The 19,783-nt window shown below is 57.7% G+C and carries 17 protein-coding genes, 1 tRNA gene and 2 pseudogenes; 17 read left to right on the top strand and 3 right to left on the bottom strand.

What is annotated here, in order from left to right; all coding sequences use genetic code 11:
• Window positions 1–45: 45 nt before the first annotated feature.
• Entirely contained in the window at window positions 46–366 is a 321-nt protein-coding gene (locus tag CIB54_RS16025; RefSeq protein ID WP_065952947.1) for an I78 family peptidase inhibitor, read from the top strand.
• A 72-nt stretch (window positions 367–438) separates the two neighbouring features.
• Here CIB54_RS16025 and CIB54_RS16020 read toward each other — a convergent pair whose 3' ends face one another.
• The gene (locus CIB54_RS16020; protein ID WP_007905882.1) at window positions 439–651 is read right to left on the bottom strand and encodes a cold-shock protein; all 213 of its coding nucleotides are present in this window, start codon (window positions 649–651) and stop codon (window positions 439–441) included.
• A gap of 289 nt (window positions 652–940) precedes the next feature.
• Window positions 941–1,255 (bottom strand): hypothetical protein, encoded by a 315-nt coding sequence (locus CIB54_RS16015; protein WP_083218060.1) that lies wholly within the window; start codon window positions 1,253–1,255, stop codon window positions 941–943.
• Between the two features lie 365 nt (window positions 1,256–1,620).
• On the opposite strand from CIB54_RS16015, the gene thrS reads away from it, so the two are divergent.
• The 9 genes from thrS (at window position 1,621) to CIB54_RS15970 (ending at window position 9,075) form a co-directional block, all read left to right on the top strand.
• Window positions 1,621–3,543: a threonine--tRNA ligase gene (gene thrS / locus CIB54_RS16010; protein ID WP_065952948.1), complete on the top strand. Its 1,923-nt coding sequence runs from the start codon at window positions 1,621–1,623 to the stop codon at window positions 3,541–3,543.
• The gene (gene infC / locus CIB54_RS16005; protein WP_170827566.1) at window positions 3,543–4,094 is read left to right on the top strand and encodes a translation initiation factor IF-3; all 552 of its coding nucleotides are present in this window, start codon (window positions 3,543–3,545) and stop codon (window positions 4,092–4,094) included. The genes thrS and infC overlap by 1 nt, the downstream gene beginning before the upstream one ends.
• 59 nt (window positions 4,095–4,153) lie before the next feature.
• Complete coding sequence (gene rpmI / locus CIB54_RS16000; RefSeq protein ID WP_002553160.1) at window positions 4,154–4,348, top strand: 50S ribosomal protein L35; 195 nt, start codon at window positions 4,154–4,156, stop codon at window positions 4,346–4,348.
• Between the two features lie 29 nt (window positions 4,349–4,377).
• Window positions 4,378–4,734, top strand: coding sequence for a 50S ribosomal protein L20 (gene rplT / locus CIB54_RS15995; protein WP_003192488.1), 357 nt, complete (start codon window positions 4,378–4,380; stop codon window positions 4,732–4,734).
• Window positions 4,735–4,843: 109 nt separating this feature from the next.
• Window positions 4,844–5,860, top strand: a complete 1,017-nt coding sequence (gene pheS, locus CIB54_RS15990; RefSeq protein ID WP_034099107.1) for a phenylalanine--tRNA ligase subunit alpha — start codon at window positions 4,844–4,846, stop codon at window positions 5,858–5,860.
• A gap of 26 nt (window positions 5,861–5,886) precedes the next feature.
• Window positions 5,887–8,265, top strand: coding sequence for a phenylalanine--tRNA ligase subunit beta (gene pheT, locus CIB54_RS15985; protein WP_101220255.1), 2,379 nt, complete (start codon window positions 5,887–5,889; stop codon window positions 8,263–8,265).
• Window positions 8,266–8,268: 3 nt separating this feature from the next.
• Entirely contained in the window at window positions 8,269–8,571 is a 303-nt protein-coding gene (ihfA, locus tag CIB54_RS15980; protein ID WP_002553164.1) for an integration host factor subunit alpha, read from the top strand.
• Window positions 8,552–8,908 carry a MerR family transcriptional regulator gene (locus CIB54_RS15975; RefSeq protein ID WP_003174972.1) on the top strand — a complete coding sequence of 119 codons (357 nt, stop codon included), beginning with the start codon at window positions 8,552–8,554 and terminating at the stop codon, window positions 8,906–8,908. Before ihfA ends, CIB54_RS15975 begins: the two co-directional genes overlap by 20 nt.
• A 90-nt stretch (window positions 8,909–8,998) precedes the next feature.
• Window positions 8,999–9,075, top strand: a tRNA-Pro gene (locus CIB54_RS15970).
• 193 nt (window positions 9,076–9,268) lie between these two features.
• On the opposite strand, the gene CIB54_RS15965 is transcribed toward CIB54_RS15970, so the two are convergent.
• Window positions 9,269–10,765, bottom strand: coding sequence for a trypsin-like serine peptidase (locus tag CIB54_RS15965; RefSeq protein WP_232790555.1), 1,497 nt, complete (start codon window positions 10,763–10,765; stop codon window positions 9,269–9,271).
• Between the two features lie 336 nt (window positions 10,766–11,101).
• Between CIB54_RS15965 and CIB54_RS15960 the strand changes: the two genes are divergently transcribed.
• From CIB54_RS15960 to CIB54_RS15935, 7 genes and pseudogenes are all read left to right on the top strand, one after another.
• Entirely contained in the window at window positions 11,102–12,742 is a 1,641-nt protein-coding gene (locus CIB54_RS15960; RefSeq protein WP_101220254.1) for a methyl-accepting chemotaxis protein, read from the top strand.
• A gap of 147 nt (window positions 12,743–12,889) precedes the next feature.
• Window positions 12,890–13,666: pseudogene (locus CIB54_RS27980) on the top strand (PAS domain-containing protein); the annotation flags it as partial.
• Window positions 13,667–13,765: 99 nt separating this feature from the next.
• A complete protein-coding gene (locus CIB54_RS27975; protein ID WP_244653295.1) occupies window positions 13,766–14,203 on the top strand; it encodes a methyl-accepting chemotaxis protein in 438 nt (145 codons plus the stop codon).
• Window positions 14,204–14,304: 101 nt separating this feature from the next.
• Entirely contained in the window at window positions 14,305–16,074 is a 1,770-nt protein-coding gene (locus CIB54_RS15950) for a putative bifunctional diguanylate cyclase/phosphodiesterase (RefSeq protein ID WP_101220252.1), read from the top strand.
• A gap of 76 nt (window positions 16,075–16,150) precedes the next feature.
• The gene (locus CIB54_RS15945) at window positions 16,151–18,556 is read left to right on the top strand and encodes a TonB-dependent receptor (protein ID WP_101220251.1); all 2,406 of its coding nucleotides are present in this window, start codon (window positions 16,151–16,153) and stop codon (window positions 18,554–18,556) included.
• A 37-nt stretch (window positions 18,557–18,593) separates the two neighbouring features.
• A pseudogene (locus CIB54_RS15940) lies at window positions 18,594–18,956 on the top strand (substrate-binding domain-containing protein); the annotation flags it as partial.
• Window positions 18,957–19,018: 62 nt separating this feature from the next.
• On the top strand, window positions 19,019–19,633 hold the full coding sequence (locus tag CIB54_RS15935) for a TetR/AcrR family transcriptional regulator (RefSeq protein ID WP_101220250.1): 615 nt from the start codon (window positions 19,019–19,021) through the stop codon (window positions 19,631–19,633).
• Window positions 19,634–19,783 lie beyond the last annotated feature (150 nt).

Below are 19,783 nucleotides of genomic sequence, written 5' to 3'. Positions count from 1 at the left end.
CGCTGTCGCACGATCTCTGTTCACTTTTTTATCATAGGAGGCTTCATGCCTTGGAAGCTCGCATCATTCGGTACTTTGTTGGCGGCGCTCGCATTGGCGGGTTGCAGCACCCCGGGTGCCTCTGAGCCAGGCAAAGATGCCAGCGTGACCGATGCCGGTCATAGCCGCTGTGAGTCGAAGGCCGCCGAGTACACAATCGGCCAGAAAGCCTCGCCTCAACTACTGGAGCAGGCGCGTACCCGTGCCGGTGCACAAAATGCACGCATCCTCAAGCCCAACGACATGATCACGCTGGAGTATCGCTCCGACCGCTTGAACCTGAATGCCGACGATAATCTGGTGATCACACGGGTCAATTGCGGCTGATAGCCTGCGGCTTTTGCAGCGCCCATAAAAAACCCCGTCACATGGACGGGGTTTTTTTAGCTCAGCGGAGAATTACTCGGCGCGAACCTGTGCAGCTTGCATACCCTTTTGGCCTTTCTCAGCCACGAAGGAAACGGTTTGGCCTTCTTTCAGGCTTTTGAAACCGTCGCTTTCGATAGCTTTGAAGTGTACGAACAGGTCGTCACCGCCACCTTGAGGAGTGATGAAGCCGAAGCCTTTTTCATCGTTGAACCATTTAACGGTGCCGGTTTGGCGATTAGACATGGTGTATCTCCAAGAAACATATATTTTCAGTAGTGCTGTGCTGCTCAGGCCAACTGGGCACACAGGGCTATCATAGTCGAAATGTTCGACTTGGGAGCCCCCCCAAGGCATTGTTTGCTAATCAATCGCGTTGCGTTCAATCCAGATTCTGGCTGAGAGCCCCGGCCTGCGGGGCTTTGCGGCGAAATATCAGCTATTAAAAAAAGCCGTAAAAGCTACGTAATTTGTGAGAAATAGCAGTTTTTAGGCAGTTTTTTTGGCAAAAAGGACGCCTGATCAGCGGCCGTTCTTACTTTTTCTTGACGACTTTGCAGGACGAAATAGCCGCTACTGCTTTGTTCTTGAGCTCCGCGCTGGCGTTCTGATTGGTCATCAGTTCTTTGATTTCCGCGGTGCTCAAATCGGCGTTGATCTTGTCGGCGCCACATTCGCAGTGGGCTTTGGCAGTTTTGACGTCCACGTTCTGGCTGGCCGCGGAGCTGCAGTCGTTGACGAAGGCGTCACGGGCACCGGCCGGCCAGTTCGATGGCGCCGCGGCTTGCGCGCCGAGCGAAAGGAATGCCAGGGAAGCGGCGAGGGCGAGGGTCGAGGTAAAACGCATCATGGGATGCTCCTTTGGGTCGAGGACGAACGGCGATTCTCGGGGTGTTTGAGGCCTGACGTACAGTTCAAGTTCACTTTTGCGCCCATAAAGCCTGGAATTTGCTTTTACCCCGGTCGTGTCGGCGCGATGACCGTTCATCTGTGCTAGCATCGTCGGCTTGGTTTTTCCCAGGTGTGCCATTTGCCGCCTTGTCAGGGCTTTTTTTGTTCACTCCAGTCACTCTGGTTCGATTATCGGTTGGCCGAAAGGCTCCTGCCGCTGTAAGGCAGGCATTCAGCATTGAACAGCCTGGTGTTGGATCTTGTACTGGCTCATCCCAACCCACGTGACCTTTGGTAGGGGTCACCACTAGGAGAGGAGGCGCCATGCCAACTATTACTCTACCCGACGGCAGTCAACGTTCATTCGATCATCCGGTTTCCGTAGCCGAGGTCGCCGCATCCATTGGTGCCGGCCTGGCCAAGGCCACCGTGGCCGGCAAGGTCGATGGCCTGCTGGTCGATGCCAGTGACCTGATCACCTCCGATGCCAGCCTGCAGATCATCACGCCCAAGGATCAAGAGGGGCTCGAGATTATTCGCCACTCTTGCGCGCACCTGATTGGCCATGCGGTCAAGCAGCTGTACCCAACCGCCAAGATGGTGATCGGCCCGGTAATCGAAGAAGGCTTCTATTACGACATCGCCTATGAGCGTCCTTTCACTCCGGACGACCTGGCGGCCATCGAGCAGCGCATGCACGCGCTGATCGAAAAAGATTACGACGTGATCAAGAAGGTCACCCCGCGCGCCGAAGTGATCGACGTGTTTAGCGCCCGTGGCGAAGACTACAAGCTGCGCCTGGTGGAAGACATGCCGGACGAGCAGGCCATGGGTCTGTACTACCACGAAGAATACGTGGACATGTGCCGTGGCCCGCACGTGCCGAACACGCGCTTTCTCAAGTCGTTCAAGCTGACCAAGTTATCTGGCGCCTACTGGCGCGGCGACGCAAAGAACGAGCAACTGCAACGTATCTACGGCACCGCCTGGGCCGACAAGAAGCAGCTGGCCGCCTATATCCAGCGCATCGAAGAAGCCGAGAAACGCGACCACCGCAAGATCGGCAAGCGCCTGAACCTGTTCCATCTGCAGGAAGAAGCGCCGGGCATGGTGTTCTGGCATCCGAACGGCTGGACCCTGTACCAGGTGCTCGAGCAGTACATGCGCAAGGTTCAGCGCGAAAACGGCTACCTCGAGATCAAGACCCCGCAGGTCGTCGATCGCAGCCTGTGGGAGAAGTCCGGGCACTGGGCCAACTACGCCGACAATATGTTCACCACCCAGTCGGAAAACCGCGACTACGCTATCAAGCCGATGAACTGCCCTTGCCATGTGCAGGTGTTCAATCAAGGCCTGAAGAGCTACCGCGAGTTGCCGATGCGTCTGGCCGAGTTCGGTGCCTGCCACCGCAACGAACCATCGGGTGCGCTGCACGGCATCATGCGCGTGCGCGGCTTTACCCAGGACGACGCCCATATTTTCTGCACCGAAGAGCAGATGCAGGCTGAATCGGCCGCGTTCATCAAGCTGACCATGGACGTTTATCGCGATTTCGGCTTCACCGAAGTCGAAATGAAACTGTCCACTCGTCCGGAAAAACGCGTCGGCTCCGACGAACTCTGGGATCGCGCCGAAGCTGCACTGGCCGCAGCACTCGACAGCGCGGGCCTTGCGTACGACCTGCAGCCGGGCGAGGGCGCGTTCTACGGTCCCAAGATCGAGTTCTCGCTGAAAGATTGCCTTGGCCGTGTCTGGCAGTGTGGTACCCTGCAGCTCGATTTTAACCTGCCGATCCGTCTGGGAGCCGAATACGTCTGCGAAGACAACAGTCGTAAACACCCGGTTATGCTGCACCGGGCGATCCTCGGCTCGTTCGAACGGTTCGTCGGCATCCTGATCGAGCACTACGAGGGCGCGTTTCCGGCGTGGCTGGCTCCGACCCAGGCAGTGATCATGAATATCACTGATAAACAGGCAGATTTTGCCGCTGAAGTTGAAAAAACACTCAACGAAAGCGGATTTCGTGCCAAGTCCGACTTGAGAAATGAAAAGATCGGCTTTAAAATCCGTGAGCATACTTTGCTCAAGGTTCCCTATCTTTTGGTTATCGGAGATCGGGAAGTCGAGATGCAGACTGTCGCTGTGCGTACTCGTGAAGGTGCTGACCTGGGCTCGATGCCCGTCGCCCAGTTCGCTGAGTTTCTCGCGCAAGCGGTTTCCCGGCGTGGTCGCCCAGATTCGGAGTAATTACTATTAAGCGTGAAATGAGACAAGATAAACGAGCTGCACCGAAAGCCCCGATCAACGAGAATATCTCGGCACGCGAGGTTCGGTTAATTGGGGCTGAAGGTGAGCAGCTTGGGATTGTGTCAATTGAAGACGCGCTTCTTAAGGCTGAAGAAGCCAAGCTCGATTTGGTGGAAATTTCCGCCGATGCTGTACCGCCTGTCTGCAAGCTGATGGACTACGGCAAATCGATCTTCGAGAAGAAGAAGCAGGTTGCCGCAGCCAAGAAAAACCAGAAGCAGATCCAGGTTAAAGAAATCAAGTTTCGTCCAGGGACGGAGGAAGGGGATTACCAGGTAAAACTGCGCAACCTGGTACGTTTCCTGAGTGATGGGGACAGGGCCAAGGTATCCTTGCGATTCCGCGGCCGTGAGATGGCCCACCAGGAGCTGGGGATGGAACTCCTCAAGCGGGTTGAAGCTGACCTGCTCGAGTACGGTTCGGTCGAACAGCATCCTAAGATGGAAGGACGCCAGCTGATCATGGTCATCGCCCCGAAAAAGAAGAAGTAATCAACAGGGCACGGCAGGCCTTCTGATTATGTTTATCAACTGAATGCGGAGTACCGAACATGCCAAAGATGAAAACTAAAAGTGGTGCTGCTAAGCGGTTTCTGAAAACTGCTAACGGCATCAAGCACAAGCACGCTTTCAAGAGCCACATCCTGACCAAAATGTCGACCAAGCGTAAGCGTCAACTGCGCGGTAGCAGCTTGCTGCATCCGTCTGACGTGGCAAAAGTCGAGCGCATGCTGCGCCTTCGTTAATTTTGGTTCAAGAATAGAGGAAGTAACTCATGGCTCGTGTTAAGCGTGGCGTCATGGCCCGTAAGCGTCACAAAAAAATTCTGAAACTTGCTAAAGGCTACTACGGCGCGCGTTCACGCGTATTCCGTGTTGCCAAGCAAGCGGTAATCAAGGCAGGCCAATACGCCTACCGTGACCGTCGTCAGAAAAAACGTCAGTTCCGCGCTCTGTGGATCGCTCGTATCAACGCTGGTGCACGTGTTAACGGTCTGTCCTACAGCCGTTTCATCGCTGGCCTGAAGAAAGCGTCCATCGAAATCGACCGTAAGGTTCTGGCTGAACTGGCCGTGAACGAAAAAGCGGTGTTTGCTGCGATTGTCGAGAAAGCTAAAGCCTCCTTGGCTTAAGTACCCCCGACAGTCACCCTGGGTTGCTCCTGTAGCCCAAGGTGGTAAACGTCATAAATAGGGGAAGAGCCTTCAAGCTCTTCCCCTATTTTGTATCTGGAGTCTGTACATGGAAAACCTGGACGCGCTCGTCGCGCAAGCTCTTGAGGCTGTGCAAAGCGCTGAAGATATCAATGCCCTGGAGCAAATCCGGGTTCACTACCTTGGCAAAAAAGGTGAATTGACTCAGGTGATGAAGACCCTGGGGAATTTGCCTGCTGAAGAGCGTCCGCAGGTCGGGGCTCTGATCAACGTTGCCAAGGAGCGCGTCACCGAGGTTCTCAATGCGCGCAAGGCGTCGCTCGAGGAGGCCGATCTTGCGGCCAAGCTCGCCGCCGAGTCCATTGACGTGACCTTGCCTGGCCGTGGCCAGGCGTCGGGCGGTCTGCATCCGATCACCCGGACTCTGGAACGCATCGAGCAGTTCTTTACCCATATCGGCTACGGCATTGCCGAAGGCCCTGAGGTTGAAGACGACTATCACAACTTCGAGGCGCTCAACATCCCAGGCCATCACCCGGCCCGGTCGATGCACGACACCTTCTATTTCAACGCGAACATGCTGTTGCGCACCCATACCTCGCCGGTACAGGTCCGCACCATGGAAGCGAACAAGCCGCCGATCCGCATCGTCTGTCCGGGCCGTGTGTACCGTAGCGACTCCGATATCACCCATTCGCCGATGTTCCACCAGGTCGAAGGCCTGCTGGTTGATCGCGATATCAATTTCGCCGACCTCAAAGGCACCATCGAAGAGTTCCTGCGGGTGTTCTTCGAGAAAGAGCTGGCGGTGCGTTTCCGTCCATCCTTCTTCCCGTTCACCGAGCCTTCCGCTGAAGTCGATATGGAATGCGTGATGTGCAGTGGTAAAGGCTGTCGTGTCTGCAAGCAGACTGGCTGGCTGGAAGTGATGGGTTGCGGCATGGTCCACCCTAACGTGCTGCGCATGTCCGGGATCGACCCGGAAGAGTTTTCGGGCTTTGCCTTCGGCATGGGCGTTGAGCGTCTGGCCATGCTGCGTTACGGCGTGAACGACTTGCGTCTGTTCTTCGACAACGACTTGCGGTTCCTCGCGCAATTTCGCTAGTCGTAACGAATCTTTAGGAGAGCAGGATGAAATTCAGTGAACAATGGCTGCGCGGCTGGGTAAGCCCGCAGGTGGATCGCGACGCGCTGGTTGCGCGTCTGTCGATGGCCGGTCTTGAGGTCGATAGCGTTACCCCGGCCGCCGGTGTATTCAGTGGCGTGGTGGTGGGCGAGGTGCTGAGCACCGAGCAGCACCCGGATGCCGACAAATTGCGCGTGTGCCAGGTCAGCAACGGCGCAGAGACCTTCCAGGTCGTGTGCGGAGCGCCCAACGTGCGCCCGGGCCTGAAGATCCCGTTTGCCATGATCGGTGCCGAACTGCCGGGCGACTTCAAAATCAAGAAGGCCAAGCTGCGCGGCGTCGAGTCCAACGGCATGCTGTGCTCCCAGGCTGAGTTGCAGGTGGGTGAGGGCAATGACGGTCTGATGGAGCTGCCGGCCGATGCGCCGGTGGGCCAGGACATTCGTGTTTACCTGGAACTGGAAGACGCCAGCATCGAGGTCGACCTGACCCCGAACCGTGGCGACTGCCTGTCCCTGGCCGGCCTGGCCCGTGAAGTGGGTGCGCTGTACAACGTGCCCGTCACCCGTCCAGTGGTTGCCAGTGTGCCAGCCGTGCACGACGAAGTGCGCTCGATTGACGTGTTGGCGCCAAACGCCTGCCCACGTTACCTGGGGCGCGTGGTCCGTAATGTCGACCTGTCCAGGCCAACCCCGCTGTGGATGGTTGAACGCCTGCGCCGCGCTGATGTGCGCAGCATCGATGCGGCCGTCGACATCACCAACTATGTGATGTTGGAGCTGGGCCAGCCGCTGCACGCGTTTGACCTTGCCGAAATCCACGGCGGCATCCGCGTGCGTATGGCAGAGGAAGGCGAGAAGCTGGTACTGCTCGACGGCCAGGAAGTCAGCCTGCGCGCCGACACCTTGGTCATTGCCGACCACTCCCGCGCCTTGGCGATTGCTGGCGTGATGGGTGGCGAGCACAGCGGTGTATCCGCGACCACTCGCGACGTATTCCTTGAAAGCGCGTTCTTCGACCAGATCGCCATCGCCGGCAAGGCCCGTTCCTACGGCCTGCACACCGATGCATCGCACCGCTATGAGCGTGGCGTGGACTGGAAGCTGGCCCGTGAAGCCATGGAGCGCGCCACTGGCCTGCTGCTGGACATCACCGGCGGCGAAGCCGGTCCGATCACCGAGATCGTCAACGAGCAGTACCTGCCGTCCATTGCGCCCATCACCCTGCGTGCCAAAAGCGTCGAGCAAATGCTCGGCCTGGTGATTGAGCCTGCCGAGATCGAGCAACTGCTGTCGGCCCTCGGCCTCGCCATCTCTGCGGGTGGGGAAGGGCAGTGGCACGTTGAAGTGCCAAGCCATCGCTTCGATATCAGTCTGGAAGTCGACCTGATCGAAGAACTGGCTCGCCTGTACGGTTACAACCGTCTGCCGGTGCGCTACCCGCAAGCGCGTCTTGCGCCACAACCGAAGGCCGAGGCGCGTGCGCACCTGCCTGAGTTGCGTCGCCTGCTGGTGGCTCGTGGTTATCAGGAAGCGGTGACCTACAGCTTCATCGATCCAAAGCAATTCGAGCTGTTCAACCCGGGCGTTGAGCCGCTGTTGCTGGCCAATCCGATTTCCAATGACATGGCGGCCATGCGTTCGTCGCTGTGGCCAGGCCTGGTCAAGGCGCTGTCTCACAACCTGAACCGTCAGCAGGATCGCGTGCGCATGTTCGAAAGCGGCCTGCGTTTCGTCGGTCAACTCGATGGCTTGAAGCAAGAGCCGATGCTGGCCGGTGTGGTCTGCGGCAGCCGCCTGCCGGAAGGCTGGGCACAGGGCCGCGACGCCGTGGACTTCTTCGACGTCAAGGCCGACGTGGAAGCGGTACTGGGCTTTGCCGGTGCGCTGGATGCGTTCACGTTCCTGCCCGGCAAACACCCGGCGCTGCACCCAGGCCAGACCGCGCGCATCGAGCGCGAGGGTCGCTTGGTCGGCTTTGTCGGCGCCATTCACCCGGAACTGTCGAAAACCCTGGGTCTGGACCGTCCAGTCTTCGTTTTTGAACTGGTCCTGGCTGAAGTTGCGTCGGGCAAGATGCCCAAATTCAGCGAGTTGTCGCGCTTCCCTGAAGTGCGTCGTGATCTGGCCTTGATCGCCGATCGTGAAGTCGCCGCCACTGCCGTTCTGGAGGTAATCCGAGAAAATGCAGGGGAATGGCTGACGGACCTCAGGCTATTTGACGTCTATCAGGGTAAAGGCATTGATCCGCATAGAAAAAGCCTTGCGGTTGGCTTGACCTGGCAGCATCCATCGCGCACTCTTAATGACGATGAGGTGAATACCACGACACAAAATATCCTCACCTCGCTCGAACAAAGGTTGAACGCCACGTTAAGGAAGTGACGTATGGGGGCTTTGACGAAAGCTGAGATGGCGGAACGTCTGTACGAAGAGTTGGGTCTGAACAAGCGCGAGGCCAAGGAATTGGTCGAGCTGTTTTTTGAAGAGATCAGGCACGCTCTGGAAGACAACGAACAGGTCAAATTGTCCGGTTTCGGCAATTTTGACCTGCGGGACAAACGCCAGCGGCCTGGCCGCAATCCAAAAACGGGAGAAGAAATCCCGATCACGGCTCGCCGTGTGGTCACCTTTCGTCCAGGGCAGAAGTTGAAGGCCCGAGTTGAGGCTTATGCTGGAACCAAGTCATAACGACGAACTACCCGTCATCCCAGGCAAGCGCTACTTCACCATCGGTGAAGTCAGCGAGCTGTGTGCGGTAAAACCGCACGTGCTGCGCTATTGGGAGCAGGAGTTTCCTCAGCTCAACCCCGTCAAACGCACCGGGAACCGTCGGTATTATCAGCGCCAGGATGTGCTGATGATCCGACAGATCCGTGCGTTGCTGTACGATCAGGGGTTCACCATCAGCGGCGCGCGCCAGCGCATGTCCGGTGATGAAGCCAAAGACGACACCACCCAATACAAGCAACTGATCCGCCAGATGATCTCCGAACTCGAAGATGTGCTGGTGGTATTGAAAAAGTGATTCAAGCTTTTAAAATACTTCCACATTTCAAAAGCTTGCGGTATATTCCGGTTCGCTTCGTTAAGAAGCAAGCCCAGTAACACGCCTAGTCGGGGCGTAGCGCAGTCCGGTAGCGCACTAGCATGGGGTGCTAGGGGTCGAGTGTTCGAATCACTCCGTCCCGACCATATTTTTCAATGACTTAGCCCAATCTTCACCGGTTGGGCTTTTTCATGTCTGCGAAAAAAACCTACTGAAATTCCTGGCGCGCCGCGGGCTGTTAAGGGCCTGAGGTGTTGGCGCATAGGCGCCTCAGCCTGGCAAACATCTCTTCGACGGTGCAGTTGATCTGCATAGACGTGGAATCAGATGCGTTCTGCCTCACCTGGCATGACGCTGCGAGCGAACCATTGCACCTTTGATCACGTCTGTGCGAATGGCCGACGGTTGACCAGCGCTGTTACGCGCATAGCTGCAGAGCGTGATCGGCAGCTCTGCTATATCAAGAAAAGTGCCATCCATGGCCAGGGTGTAGCGATCGTCGTCAATATCGCCGCAGGTGGTGCTGATCGCCGAGTTCACGCTGTAGTAGTAATGCTGGCTAAAACCATTGCGCTGGTTTTCCCAGGCGATGTGATAGCGGTGCTTGAGCAGCGGGGCCGGTGCCGGGTTGGTCAGGAATACCGAATGGGTGAATACATTGCGTAGCAGTGCTTCGGTCAGCGGCTGCTCGGCCTTTTGTACCCCGAGTATGCATAGCACATGCGGCCCCAGCACTGGGCCGATGAGCTGGTTGATGTAGGCCTCGTCAGAGGCGGCAGCAATTTGGTAACCGTGTGTGCGTGCGCAATCGCTGATGTCATTCACGGCCTTGAATCGGTAGAACGGCTCCTGGATCGAGAACCTCAGGTTCCAGGTCGGATGGGTAATCTGGTCGGCGGCGTCACGTTTTAAATGCACATACGGTTTCAGATTCCACGGCTCGTCCAGCGTGATGTCAACGGCCTTGAGCTGGCAGGTTGGGGTGTCGTTACGGAAAACACCGTCTACAAAGCAGTAGTACAAGTCGTTGGCAGGATAGCTGTAGTTGAATTTGGCGGCTTCGCACGCCGAGTTGTTCTGGCAGCTGTTGAGAATGTCCTTCTGAATGGCAGACGCGACTTTGCTGATGATGCTGGTGATTTCATTGGTGTTCCGGTCCAGCATCGGACTGCCGGAGCTGCCTGGGCGCAGACCGTTGCAGCGGTTGTGCAAGGCGCTGGGAAACACGCCGGGGTGTTCGGCAAAACTGTTGAGGGTCGACTCCGCGCAGGCACTCATGCGCAGGCCCTTTTTCAGAAAACCGGTCGGCGCTCCCACATTGATCACTTCTCGATCCGTTGTCTGACGATGAGCGGCGAGCTTGAGGGGCATGATCGCGCTGGCCACCAGCACGGCCAGTGACGTATCCAGTTCGAGTACGGCCAGGTCAGTGCCCGCCATGCTGCTCCAATGTGCCGTCTTGACGGTGTAGGTGGCATGCCGTTCGGGGGTGTCATGAAAGTAATTGAAGGTCACGTCGGCGGTGAACGCCTGGCGGATGCGCGCCGTACCGTAGCTATAGAACACACAATGCCCGCTGGTCAGCACATAAGCCGGGCCGACGGCCTTACCCTGCCGATTGCGCGTGTCGAGCAGCACGGCATTGCAGGTCTGGCCCAAAGCGTTTTTCAGTAAACCGATGCCGGTCCATTGCGGGTACCGCTGGTTTTTATTTTCAAGTGCCACCGAAGGTGACTGTTCGGTAAGGCCCTCGGCCAGGTCCCTGGCGTGGCTGGGCCAGACAGTGCTGAGCAATAGGAAATACAAAAAGACGCGAGCGATGTGAGTCAGTGCCATAAGGGCCTCGGCAAGGAAGTCATTGATTGGCTGAAACTACTCGATCAGGTCAAGGCCGGTGATATACAGGGCTATTGCGTGAGCCCTTGGCGGGGGCCTCTGTCACCGTTTTATTGAGGTTCCGAGCGATGGCAGGCACCCGGCGCGCTGCCTCATGAGCCTGCGGCTCACTACTCCGCGTGATAGCACTGAGCTATCAATGCAGTGCGTAATACTCAATGGATTGGTTATCCGTCATCGACGTATCTTCAACGCACCCAGCGTGATTGGCTCACCGCGCCCCTCGCGTCATCCGCATCAACCCAGTCCCATGACGGGCATATTTCAGAGTAAGCCATGAAGAAAACGCTCTCGTTGGCCACACGCATAGGGCTGAGTTTCGCAGCCATCCTGGCACTTCTGATGTTGATCACTGCCATCGGCATTCAGCGCGTTGGGTTCATTGATGCCACCTTGGGCGACGTCAGTGAAAACGCGGCAAAGGTGCAGCGCTACGCCATCAATTTCCGTGGCAGCGTGCATAACCGTGCCATTGCTATCCGGGATGCGGTGCTCGTGACGAGCGACCATGATCTGGACACATACTTGTCGCAGATTAAAGCCCTGGAGCAAGCCTACGCCGACTCGGCGGCGCCAATGGATCAGTTGTTCACACGCGCAAGCGTTACGGGCGAAGAGCTTCGACTGCTGACCGCAATCAAGGAGATTGAACAACAAACCCTCACATCCACCCAGGCGGTCATTTCAATGCGCCGAGCGGGGGACATTCCCGGAGCCCAGGCGCTTCTGATGCGTCAAACTTCTTTGGATTACAGCGAGTGGTTAAAGCGCGTGAATGCGCTGATTGACTATGAAGAAGCATCCATCAAGGCCAAGCTTGGCGCGGTGCAGGAAACGGCCAGCCAGTTCAGTACCCTGATGCTGATCGCGACCAGTATCGCGCTGCTGCTGAGCGTCACGTTATCGGCGGTGATTATTCGCTTCGTTAAATCGACGTTGGGCGCCGAGCCCACTGAGGTGGCATTGGCCATTGAGCGTCTGGCGGCGGGTGATCTGAACCAGACTATTTCCACTGACTACCCCAAGAGTGTGATGGGGGTGCTCAAAGACGCGCTTGTGCACTTGGCGCAGACTATTCAACAAGTGCGCAGGGCGGCCCAGGAGGTCAATCAGTCCTCCATCCAATTGTCTGCCACCTCGTCGACCAACAATGACCAGATCAACCTGCAAACCCACGAAGCCGAGCAGGTAGCCACAGCCATCACGCAAATGGCCGCTACTGTCAGCGAAGTATCCGGGTATGCCGCGCAGGCAGCTGATGCGTCCCGCGTGGCCGACATCGAAGTGGAAAACGGTAATCGATTGGTTGCAAGCACTGCCGTTGCCATTGACCAACTGGCAATAATGCTGGAGCAAACCACGGGTACCGTAGATCAGGTATCCAAATACAGTGAAAATATCGAGTCAGTGATCGATGTCATCAACTCCATCGCCTCTCAAACCAACTTGCTGGCGCTGAACGCTGCTATTGAGGCGGCGAGGGCAGGAGAGCATGGGCGTGGATTTGCGGTGGTCGCCGATGAAGTGCGCTCGCTGGCCAACCGTACCCAGCAGTCAACCGAGGAAATCCGGGAGATGATCAGCACGCTGCAATCGGGGACGCAAGCCGCCTCGCAAACCATGCGCAACAGTTGCGAGCTGGCGAGCCAAACCGCCACACAAACCCGCAGCGCGCAGAGTGCACTGGCCAGGATCAGCGAGCAGGTTGGCGCCATCAGTCATATGAACGCCCAGATTGCCAGCGCTTCTGTACAGCAGAGTGGCGTGGCTGATGATGTTGCTCAAAACATCAACCGTATTCACGGCTCCACCGTGCAATCAGCCACCGGCTCGCATCAAGTTGCAACCGCTAGCATGGAACTCTCGCAGTTAGCGGATCGCCTTACGGCGAAAGTGGCTTTTTTCACGGCGGCTTAGGATATCAGGTTGGGGCAGGACGGCGTCTTTGACACACCGGGGGCTGAGGTCGGTACTTTATCGCCGCATCCTTTATCTGCGGCGGACGGCCTCAATATCATTCAGGTGGTGCCGATAGACTTGCTATGACCCTATAGGCGGTTTTCCATGTTCAATACCAAAATCAAGAACCAGCTTCACGCTCAGACGGCAGAGCTGTTGGAGCTGCGCCAACTGCGCGATGGCCTCAACCGCGAAATGCTGACAATGAGTATCGACCCGACATTCAAAATTATCGCGTGCAACGAAAATTTCGCACGCGCCTTGGGCTACGACCAGGATCGGCTCCTGGGTCGCGCCATGGCTGATGTTGTTCCGCAGTACGTGTCCAAGCTCCCATGCTTCCATAACTTTCGAGCAGCGGTAGCGGCCGGTAAATCCATCTCTGATGAATACAGATACCTGCACGCTGACGGTTCCCTGGTGTGGCTTCACGCACATTGGCAACCGGTAAAGGATGAAAATGGCAGGTTGAGCCATGTGACCTGCCATGCCACGAACATCACTTCGCGCGTGGAACAAGCGTCGGAAAACACATCCTTCATCGATGCATTACTTCGTTCGACGGCCGTGATCGAATTCGATCTTTCCGGGCATGTGCTCATGGCGAATGAGCAGTTCCTGAAAGCGATGGGCTACAACCTGAGCCAGGCTAAGGGCAGTCACCACCGTATTTTCTGCAGGCCGGAGGAAGCGTCGTCGCAGAAATACAAGGAGTTCTGGTCCACTTTGAACAAGGGTGAGTTTGTCGCCGGGCGATTTGAGCGTGTTGACAGTAGCGGTAGGACGGTATGGCTGGAAGCGACGTATAACCCGGTTTATGACACCGAAGGAACGCTCTGCAAGGTCGTCAAGTTTGCGACGGTTATCACCGACCAGGTTGCGCGTGAGCAGGAAGTCAGTGAAGCAGCCCAAACTGCATTTGAGATCTCCCAGCAGACGGATGTCACTGCTCAGCGCGGAGCCGTCGTAGTCAACGATACGATGCACACCATGCGTAAAGTCGCGGGTGATATGCAGGCTGCCTCCGGCGGGGTAGAGGCGCTCGGGAAGCAGTCGTTGTTGATCAGCTCGATCATTCAGACGATCAGCAGTATTGCTCAGCAAACCAACTTGTTGGCATTGAATGCTGCGATTGAAGCTGCTCGCGCAGGTGAGCAGGGGCGAGGCTTCGCTGTAGTAGCGGATGAAGTTCGACAACTGGCTGGCCGCACCAGTACCGCTACTGAAGAGATCGCATCGGTGGTGTTGCAGAACCAGAAGCTGGTGGAACAAACCGTCGCTGAGATGGCAAACAGTAAGTCCCAGGCAGAGCAAGGCCTTGAACTTGCCACGCAGGCAGGCCAGGTCATTGTTGAAATCCAGGATGGGGCCAAGAGAGTCGTCGAGGCGGTGGGCAGGTTCGCGACTCAAGTGGCTTAGGTCGCGCAGGAATCGTTGGTCGCACTGTTCTCGCCGATCGAAGCCTCTGCCCGCGACGTCGAAGAATCGTCCTTTATCTCATTACCTTCGTTGAGAGTTTGATGGAACACGCCGAAGATCTGTCAACCCTTGAGCAACGTCGTCTTCTGCGAATCCGTGAGCTATGTCTGCTCGACGATCAGCGCGATGATACGTTTGATCAAATCGTTGCGCTCTGTGCTGAATACTTCCGAGCACCCATTGTGCTCATTTCAATTGTGGATGAACACCAGCAGTGGTTCCGCGCCAAGGTCGGCGTAAGCATCAATGAAACGCCCCGCCGCGAATCTTTCTGTGCTTATACCTTGTACTCCCATGAGTTTCTCGAGGTGCCGGACGCGATGCTTGATCCGCGTTTCCAGGACAATCCCCTGGTCACCGGGCTTCCAGGTATCCGGTATTACGCGGGCGCGCCGCTGACCACTGACGACGGTTTGGGTCTTGGCGCTCTGTGCGTGATTGATACCGTCACCAGGCCAATGATGAGCGAACAAGATGCCTCAATGCTGAGGCATCTGGCTGGACTGGTGATGAGTCGAATCATTGCGCTCAGATCAGAAAGCTATGTCGACCCTGCCACAGGCTTATACAACCGCGCTCGGCTTGAGAGCGACATCGGCAATGCTCAGAATCGCCTGCAAGTCTGTAGTCTCGTCGTGATTGATGTGATTTCTCCCGACTTTTTGAACGAGGTAGTCAAGACGTTGGGCTATGAGTTTTCTTTGGACTTGATGTTGGCTATCAAGGAGCGCTTGTTAAGGATTGTTCCACCCGAATCCCGGCTTTACAAAATCAGTCCTACACGGTTCGGCCTTATTGTGCCTTGCCGCATTGGAGAAGCTGTCAGCAAAGCGGTTATCAATGACTACATCACGCCGGTACTGTGCCACGACATTCCTTTGCAGATGACCGTCGGCGTGGGCTTGTTGAAACTTGAGGGTTCAGGTGAGTCGCCGCATGAGTGTCTGCGTCTGGCGATCAGCGCCGCGGATGATGCCAGAGATCGAATGGTTGGCTGGGGTTACTACGAGGATAAACTGGACGCCACACAGCAGCGCACTTTTATTATCTTGAGCTCGCTGGCAACGGCTATAGCCGGCGATGAACAATTCAGAATGGTCTACCAGCCTCGTATTGATATAGGTACTGGAACATGCACGTCGGTTGAGGCGCTACTGCGCTGGGAGCACCCGCTTCTGGGGGCCATCGGACCTTCAGAGTTCATCCCGCTGGCGGAAAAAACAGCGTTAATGGAGCAGATCAGTCTGTGGGTCTTGCGAAACACGATCGACCAGGCGGCTCAGTGGCAGCGCAAGGGCTTGAATTTCAAGGTGTCGATCAATGTCACTGTGCAGGACATCGAGTCTTCGATATTCATAAACGCTCTGGTGCGTAGGGTTCGACAGGCTGATTTCGATCCTCGGTTGCTTGAAGTGGAGTTGACTGAAAGCGCCCGCATAGGTGATTTCGAAAGCGTCCTGCGCCATCTCAATCAGCTGCGTGCGTTGGGTATCGAGATTGCCATTGATGACTTCGGAACGGGCTATAGCAACTGGTCCCACCTGCAACGGCTGCCCGCCAGTGTCGTTAAATTAGATCGTTCACTGATTGAAAACCTGGTACAGCAGTCCAGGAGTCAGTGTCTGGTACGCACAATTATCAAACTTGCCAATTCGTTGGGGTACCGCGTGGTGGCTGAAGGTGTTGAGAACCTGCAAACGTATGAGCTTGTCCGTGGGTGGGGGTGTCATGAGGTTCAGGGATATCTGATCGCAAGGCCGATGGAGGCTACTGCGATACCCGGGTGGGTCTCTAATCGCGCCCAGGAATAATTATCCAACTGCAGGCTGTCCCTTTTTTTCACCTCGCCTGTCATTCCAGGCAGTGAATAAAATCGAGAGCCTTCCCATGCCCGCAGTCCCCGCCATGTCCTTGCGTCCCTTACTGAAACTGAGCCTGATGCTCAGCCTCAGCACCAGCCCGCTGTTCATCCCGCTCAGTTACGCCGAAGACGCCGCCGCCCGTCGCAGTTACCAGGTACCCGCCGGCAGCTTGAGCGCGGCGCTGACGCGTTTCGCCGGGCTGGCGGGGGTCAACCTGTCGGTCGATCCGGCGTTGGTCAGCGGTCGCAGCAGCGGTGGCTTGTCCGGCGATTATGCCGTGGAGGAGGGCTTCGCACGGTTGCTGCAAGGCTCCGGTCTGCAACTGCAACCGATGGGGGAGCAGGCGTATGTGTTAGTGGCGGTGCCGGAGGGCGCGAGCCTGCAATTGGCGCCGACGTCGATTGTGGGCACCACAGGGCTGGCCGACGGCGACACGTATGCCGGTGGGCAGGTGGCGCGTCGCGGTTCGCAAGGGCTGCTGGGCTCGCGGGACTTCATGGAAACGCCGTTCAGCATGACCACCTACACCGCGGATGCGGTGAAGAACCAGCAGGCGCGCACCCTCGGCGATCTGATCGCCAGCGACCCTTCGGTGCGTGCCACCAACCCGGCCGGCGGGCGTTATGAGCAGTTCACCATCCGTGGGTTCAGCCTGTTCAATAGCGACGTGGCCTATAACGGCTTGTACGGTGTGTTGCCGACTTACACCATCGACATGGAAATGGCCGACCGCGTCGATATCCTCAAGGGCCCGACGCAGTTGATCAATGGCATCTCCCCTCGCGGCAGTGTCGGCGGCGGGATCAACGTGGTGCCCAAGCGGGCTACCGACAAGGACATCAATTCATTCACCGGCAGTTGGGCGTCCGACAGCCAGGCCGGTGGCGCGGTGGATATCGGGCGTCGGTTTGGCGAGGACAACAAATTCGGTATCCGTTTCAACGGGGTGAAACAGGCCGGGGATACGGCGTGGGATCATCAGTCGGTTGACCGCGAAATGGCGGTGCTCGGCCTGGACTTTCGCGGCGAGCGCCTGCGTCTTTCCACCGATATCGGGCGTACCGAGCGGGACACCGATGCGCCCCAGGAGCGCGTGCAGGTCGGCGCCAATGCCAAGGTGCCAAGCGCCAATGATGTGCGACGCAACTACGCGCAGTCCTGGAGCAAGGCCAGTACCAACGACACCTTTGGCACGGTCAACGGCGAGTTCGATCTCAGCGACAGTGTGATGCTGTACGGCGGGGTAGGCGCGCGCAAGAGTAACCATGACTTCCTGCGCCACGCGGTTTCGGTCACCAACAACGCCGGGGATTTCAGCGTGCTGCCGCGTGATTTTACCCGCGATGAAAACGTGCGCACCGCCACTGCCGGCGTGCGCAGCTGGTTCCACAGCGGGCCGGTCAGTCATGAAATCAACCTGGCGGCCAGCTACTTCTACATGGACTTTGAAAACGGCGGGGCGCGGTATGCGGCGGCGCCGAGCAATCTCTATAACCCGGTCCAGACCCCGGTGCCCTCGCGGCCGACACGCTTTGATTCCAAGGTCTATACCGAAAATACATTCAGCGGCGTGGCCTTGTCCGACACCCTGGGCTTTTTCGACGACCGTTTGCTGTTGACCCTTGGCGCGCGCTGGCAGCGGGTGAAGGTGGATGACTGGACCGACAACGTCAAAGGCGCCACCGCCTACGATGAAGAAAAGATCTCGCCCTCGGGCGGCGTGCTGTTCAAGGCCACCGACAAACTGTCGTTGTACGCTAACTATATGGAAGGTCTGAGCCAGGGCAAGGTTGCACCGTCCACCTCGATCAACGAGGACGAAATCTTCCCGCCCTTTATCAGCCGCCAGATCGAAGCGGGCGCCAAATACGACGCTGGGGCGTTTGCCGTGACCGCCGCGGTGTTCCGTATCAGGCAACCGGCGTATGAGACCAACGCCACCTCGCGGGTGTTCGGCCCCAACGGCAAGCGCCAGAACAATGGGATGGAATTGAGCGTGTTCGGCGAACCACTGAAGGGCTTGCGCCTGCTCGGCGGGGTGATGTACATCGACAGCGAACTGACCCACACCACCAACGGTACGTTCGACGGCAATCGCGCGCCCGCCACACCCAAATACAACGTGAACCTGGGCGCCGAATGGGACGTGCCGACGCTGGAAGGCCTGACCCTGACCAGTCGCGGCATTTACTCGAGCTCACAGTACCTGGACCAGTCCAACGTCAAACAGATCGACGCCTGGAACCGCATCGACGTGGGTGCGCGTTACGCGTTCAAGGTCGATGACAAGCGCATCACCCTGCGGGCCAATGTGGAGAACGTCGCCGACAAGCGCTACTGGAGTTCGGCCGGTGCGTCGGATGACAGTGAGCCGGGATTGACCCTGTCGACCCCGCGTACCTACCTGTTGTCGGCCACTGTCGATTTCTGAGGGCTGTAAACACCCATCAACCTGTGGGAGGGGGCTTGCCCCCGACGCCGATCGCGCGCCTTTTGATGCGGGCAATCAGGCGATGGAAAGCCTGATGAGCCATGCCACACCGCCCGACGCGATCTTCTTCGCCAATGACAACCTGGCCGCCGGTGGCTTGCTGGCGGGGCAGCGTGCCCGGTTGAAGATCCCCCAGGACTGCGCGGTACTCGGTTTCGGCGATTACCCGTTTGCCGAAATGCTGTTGCCGAGCCTGAGCACCATCAAGCCGCCGGCGTTGGAAATCGGTGTGCTGGCGGCCACGCGGGTGCTGGAAAGCCTTGGCGTACTGCCGGTGGTGGATGAGGTACAGCGCTTGAACCTGTTGGACTGCCGCGTGATCGAACGCGAAAGCGCCTGAGCTTTATTTGCGGCCCAGGGGCAATTTGGATACGGTGCAGGCCTGCCCACAAGGATGTTCCCATGACCGAACCCGCCCCTAAAACCCGCCGTGCACCCAAGGGAGAAAAACGCCGCGAAGAGCTGCTGGACGCGGCCTTGCAGGTGTTCTCCCTGGAGGGCTACAGCGGCGCCTCCGTGGCCCAGGTGGCGGCGATTGTCGGTATTTCCGTGGCTGGCCTGCTGCATCACTTTCCCAGCAAGATCTCGTTGTTGATGGGCGTGCTGCAACGCCGCGACGAAGTCAACCAACGGATTGCCGATGAAGTACGCGCCGAGAAGTCGTTGAGCGGGTTGCTTGGCAGCCTGCGCGCGATCAACCGTTCGAATGCCACCGCGCCTGGCGTGGTGCGCGCGTTTACCATTTTGAATGCGGAAAGCCTGCTTGATACGCAACCGGCGTGGGGCTGGTTCCAGGAGCGCTATGCGGGGATCCAGCGACGTTTGCAGGGGCAGTTCGCCGACCTGGTGGCGGCGGGGGAGGTGCGCAGCGATGTCGACATCGCCGGGCTGGTGGAAGAGATCCTGGCCATGATGGATGGCCTGCAGATCCAGTGGCTGCGCTTTCCGGAGCGGGTGGACCTGGTGGCGCGGTTCGATGCGTATATTGCGCGGGTCGAAGCGGCAATTAGAGCCTGAGTCGAACACAATCCAAATGTGGGAGGGGCTGTGCGACGATTCGACTTGCCCCCCGTTGTTAGCTTATGACTATCTTACTGATGCTCCACAATCCAAATGTGGGAGGGGGCTTGCCCCCGATGGCGGCCTCTGGGCCGACCAGGATGTTGG

Source organism: Pseudomonas fluorescens, assembly GCF_002837185.1.
Classification (GTDB): Bacteria; Pseudomonadota; Gammaproteobacteria; order Pseudomonadales; family Pseudomonadaceae; genus Aquipseudomonas; species Aquipseudomonas fluorescens_AM.
The sequence above is the reverse complement of the archived record's forward strand: the minus strand, read 5'-3'. Positions and strand labels throughout refer to the sequence as shown.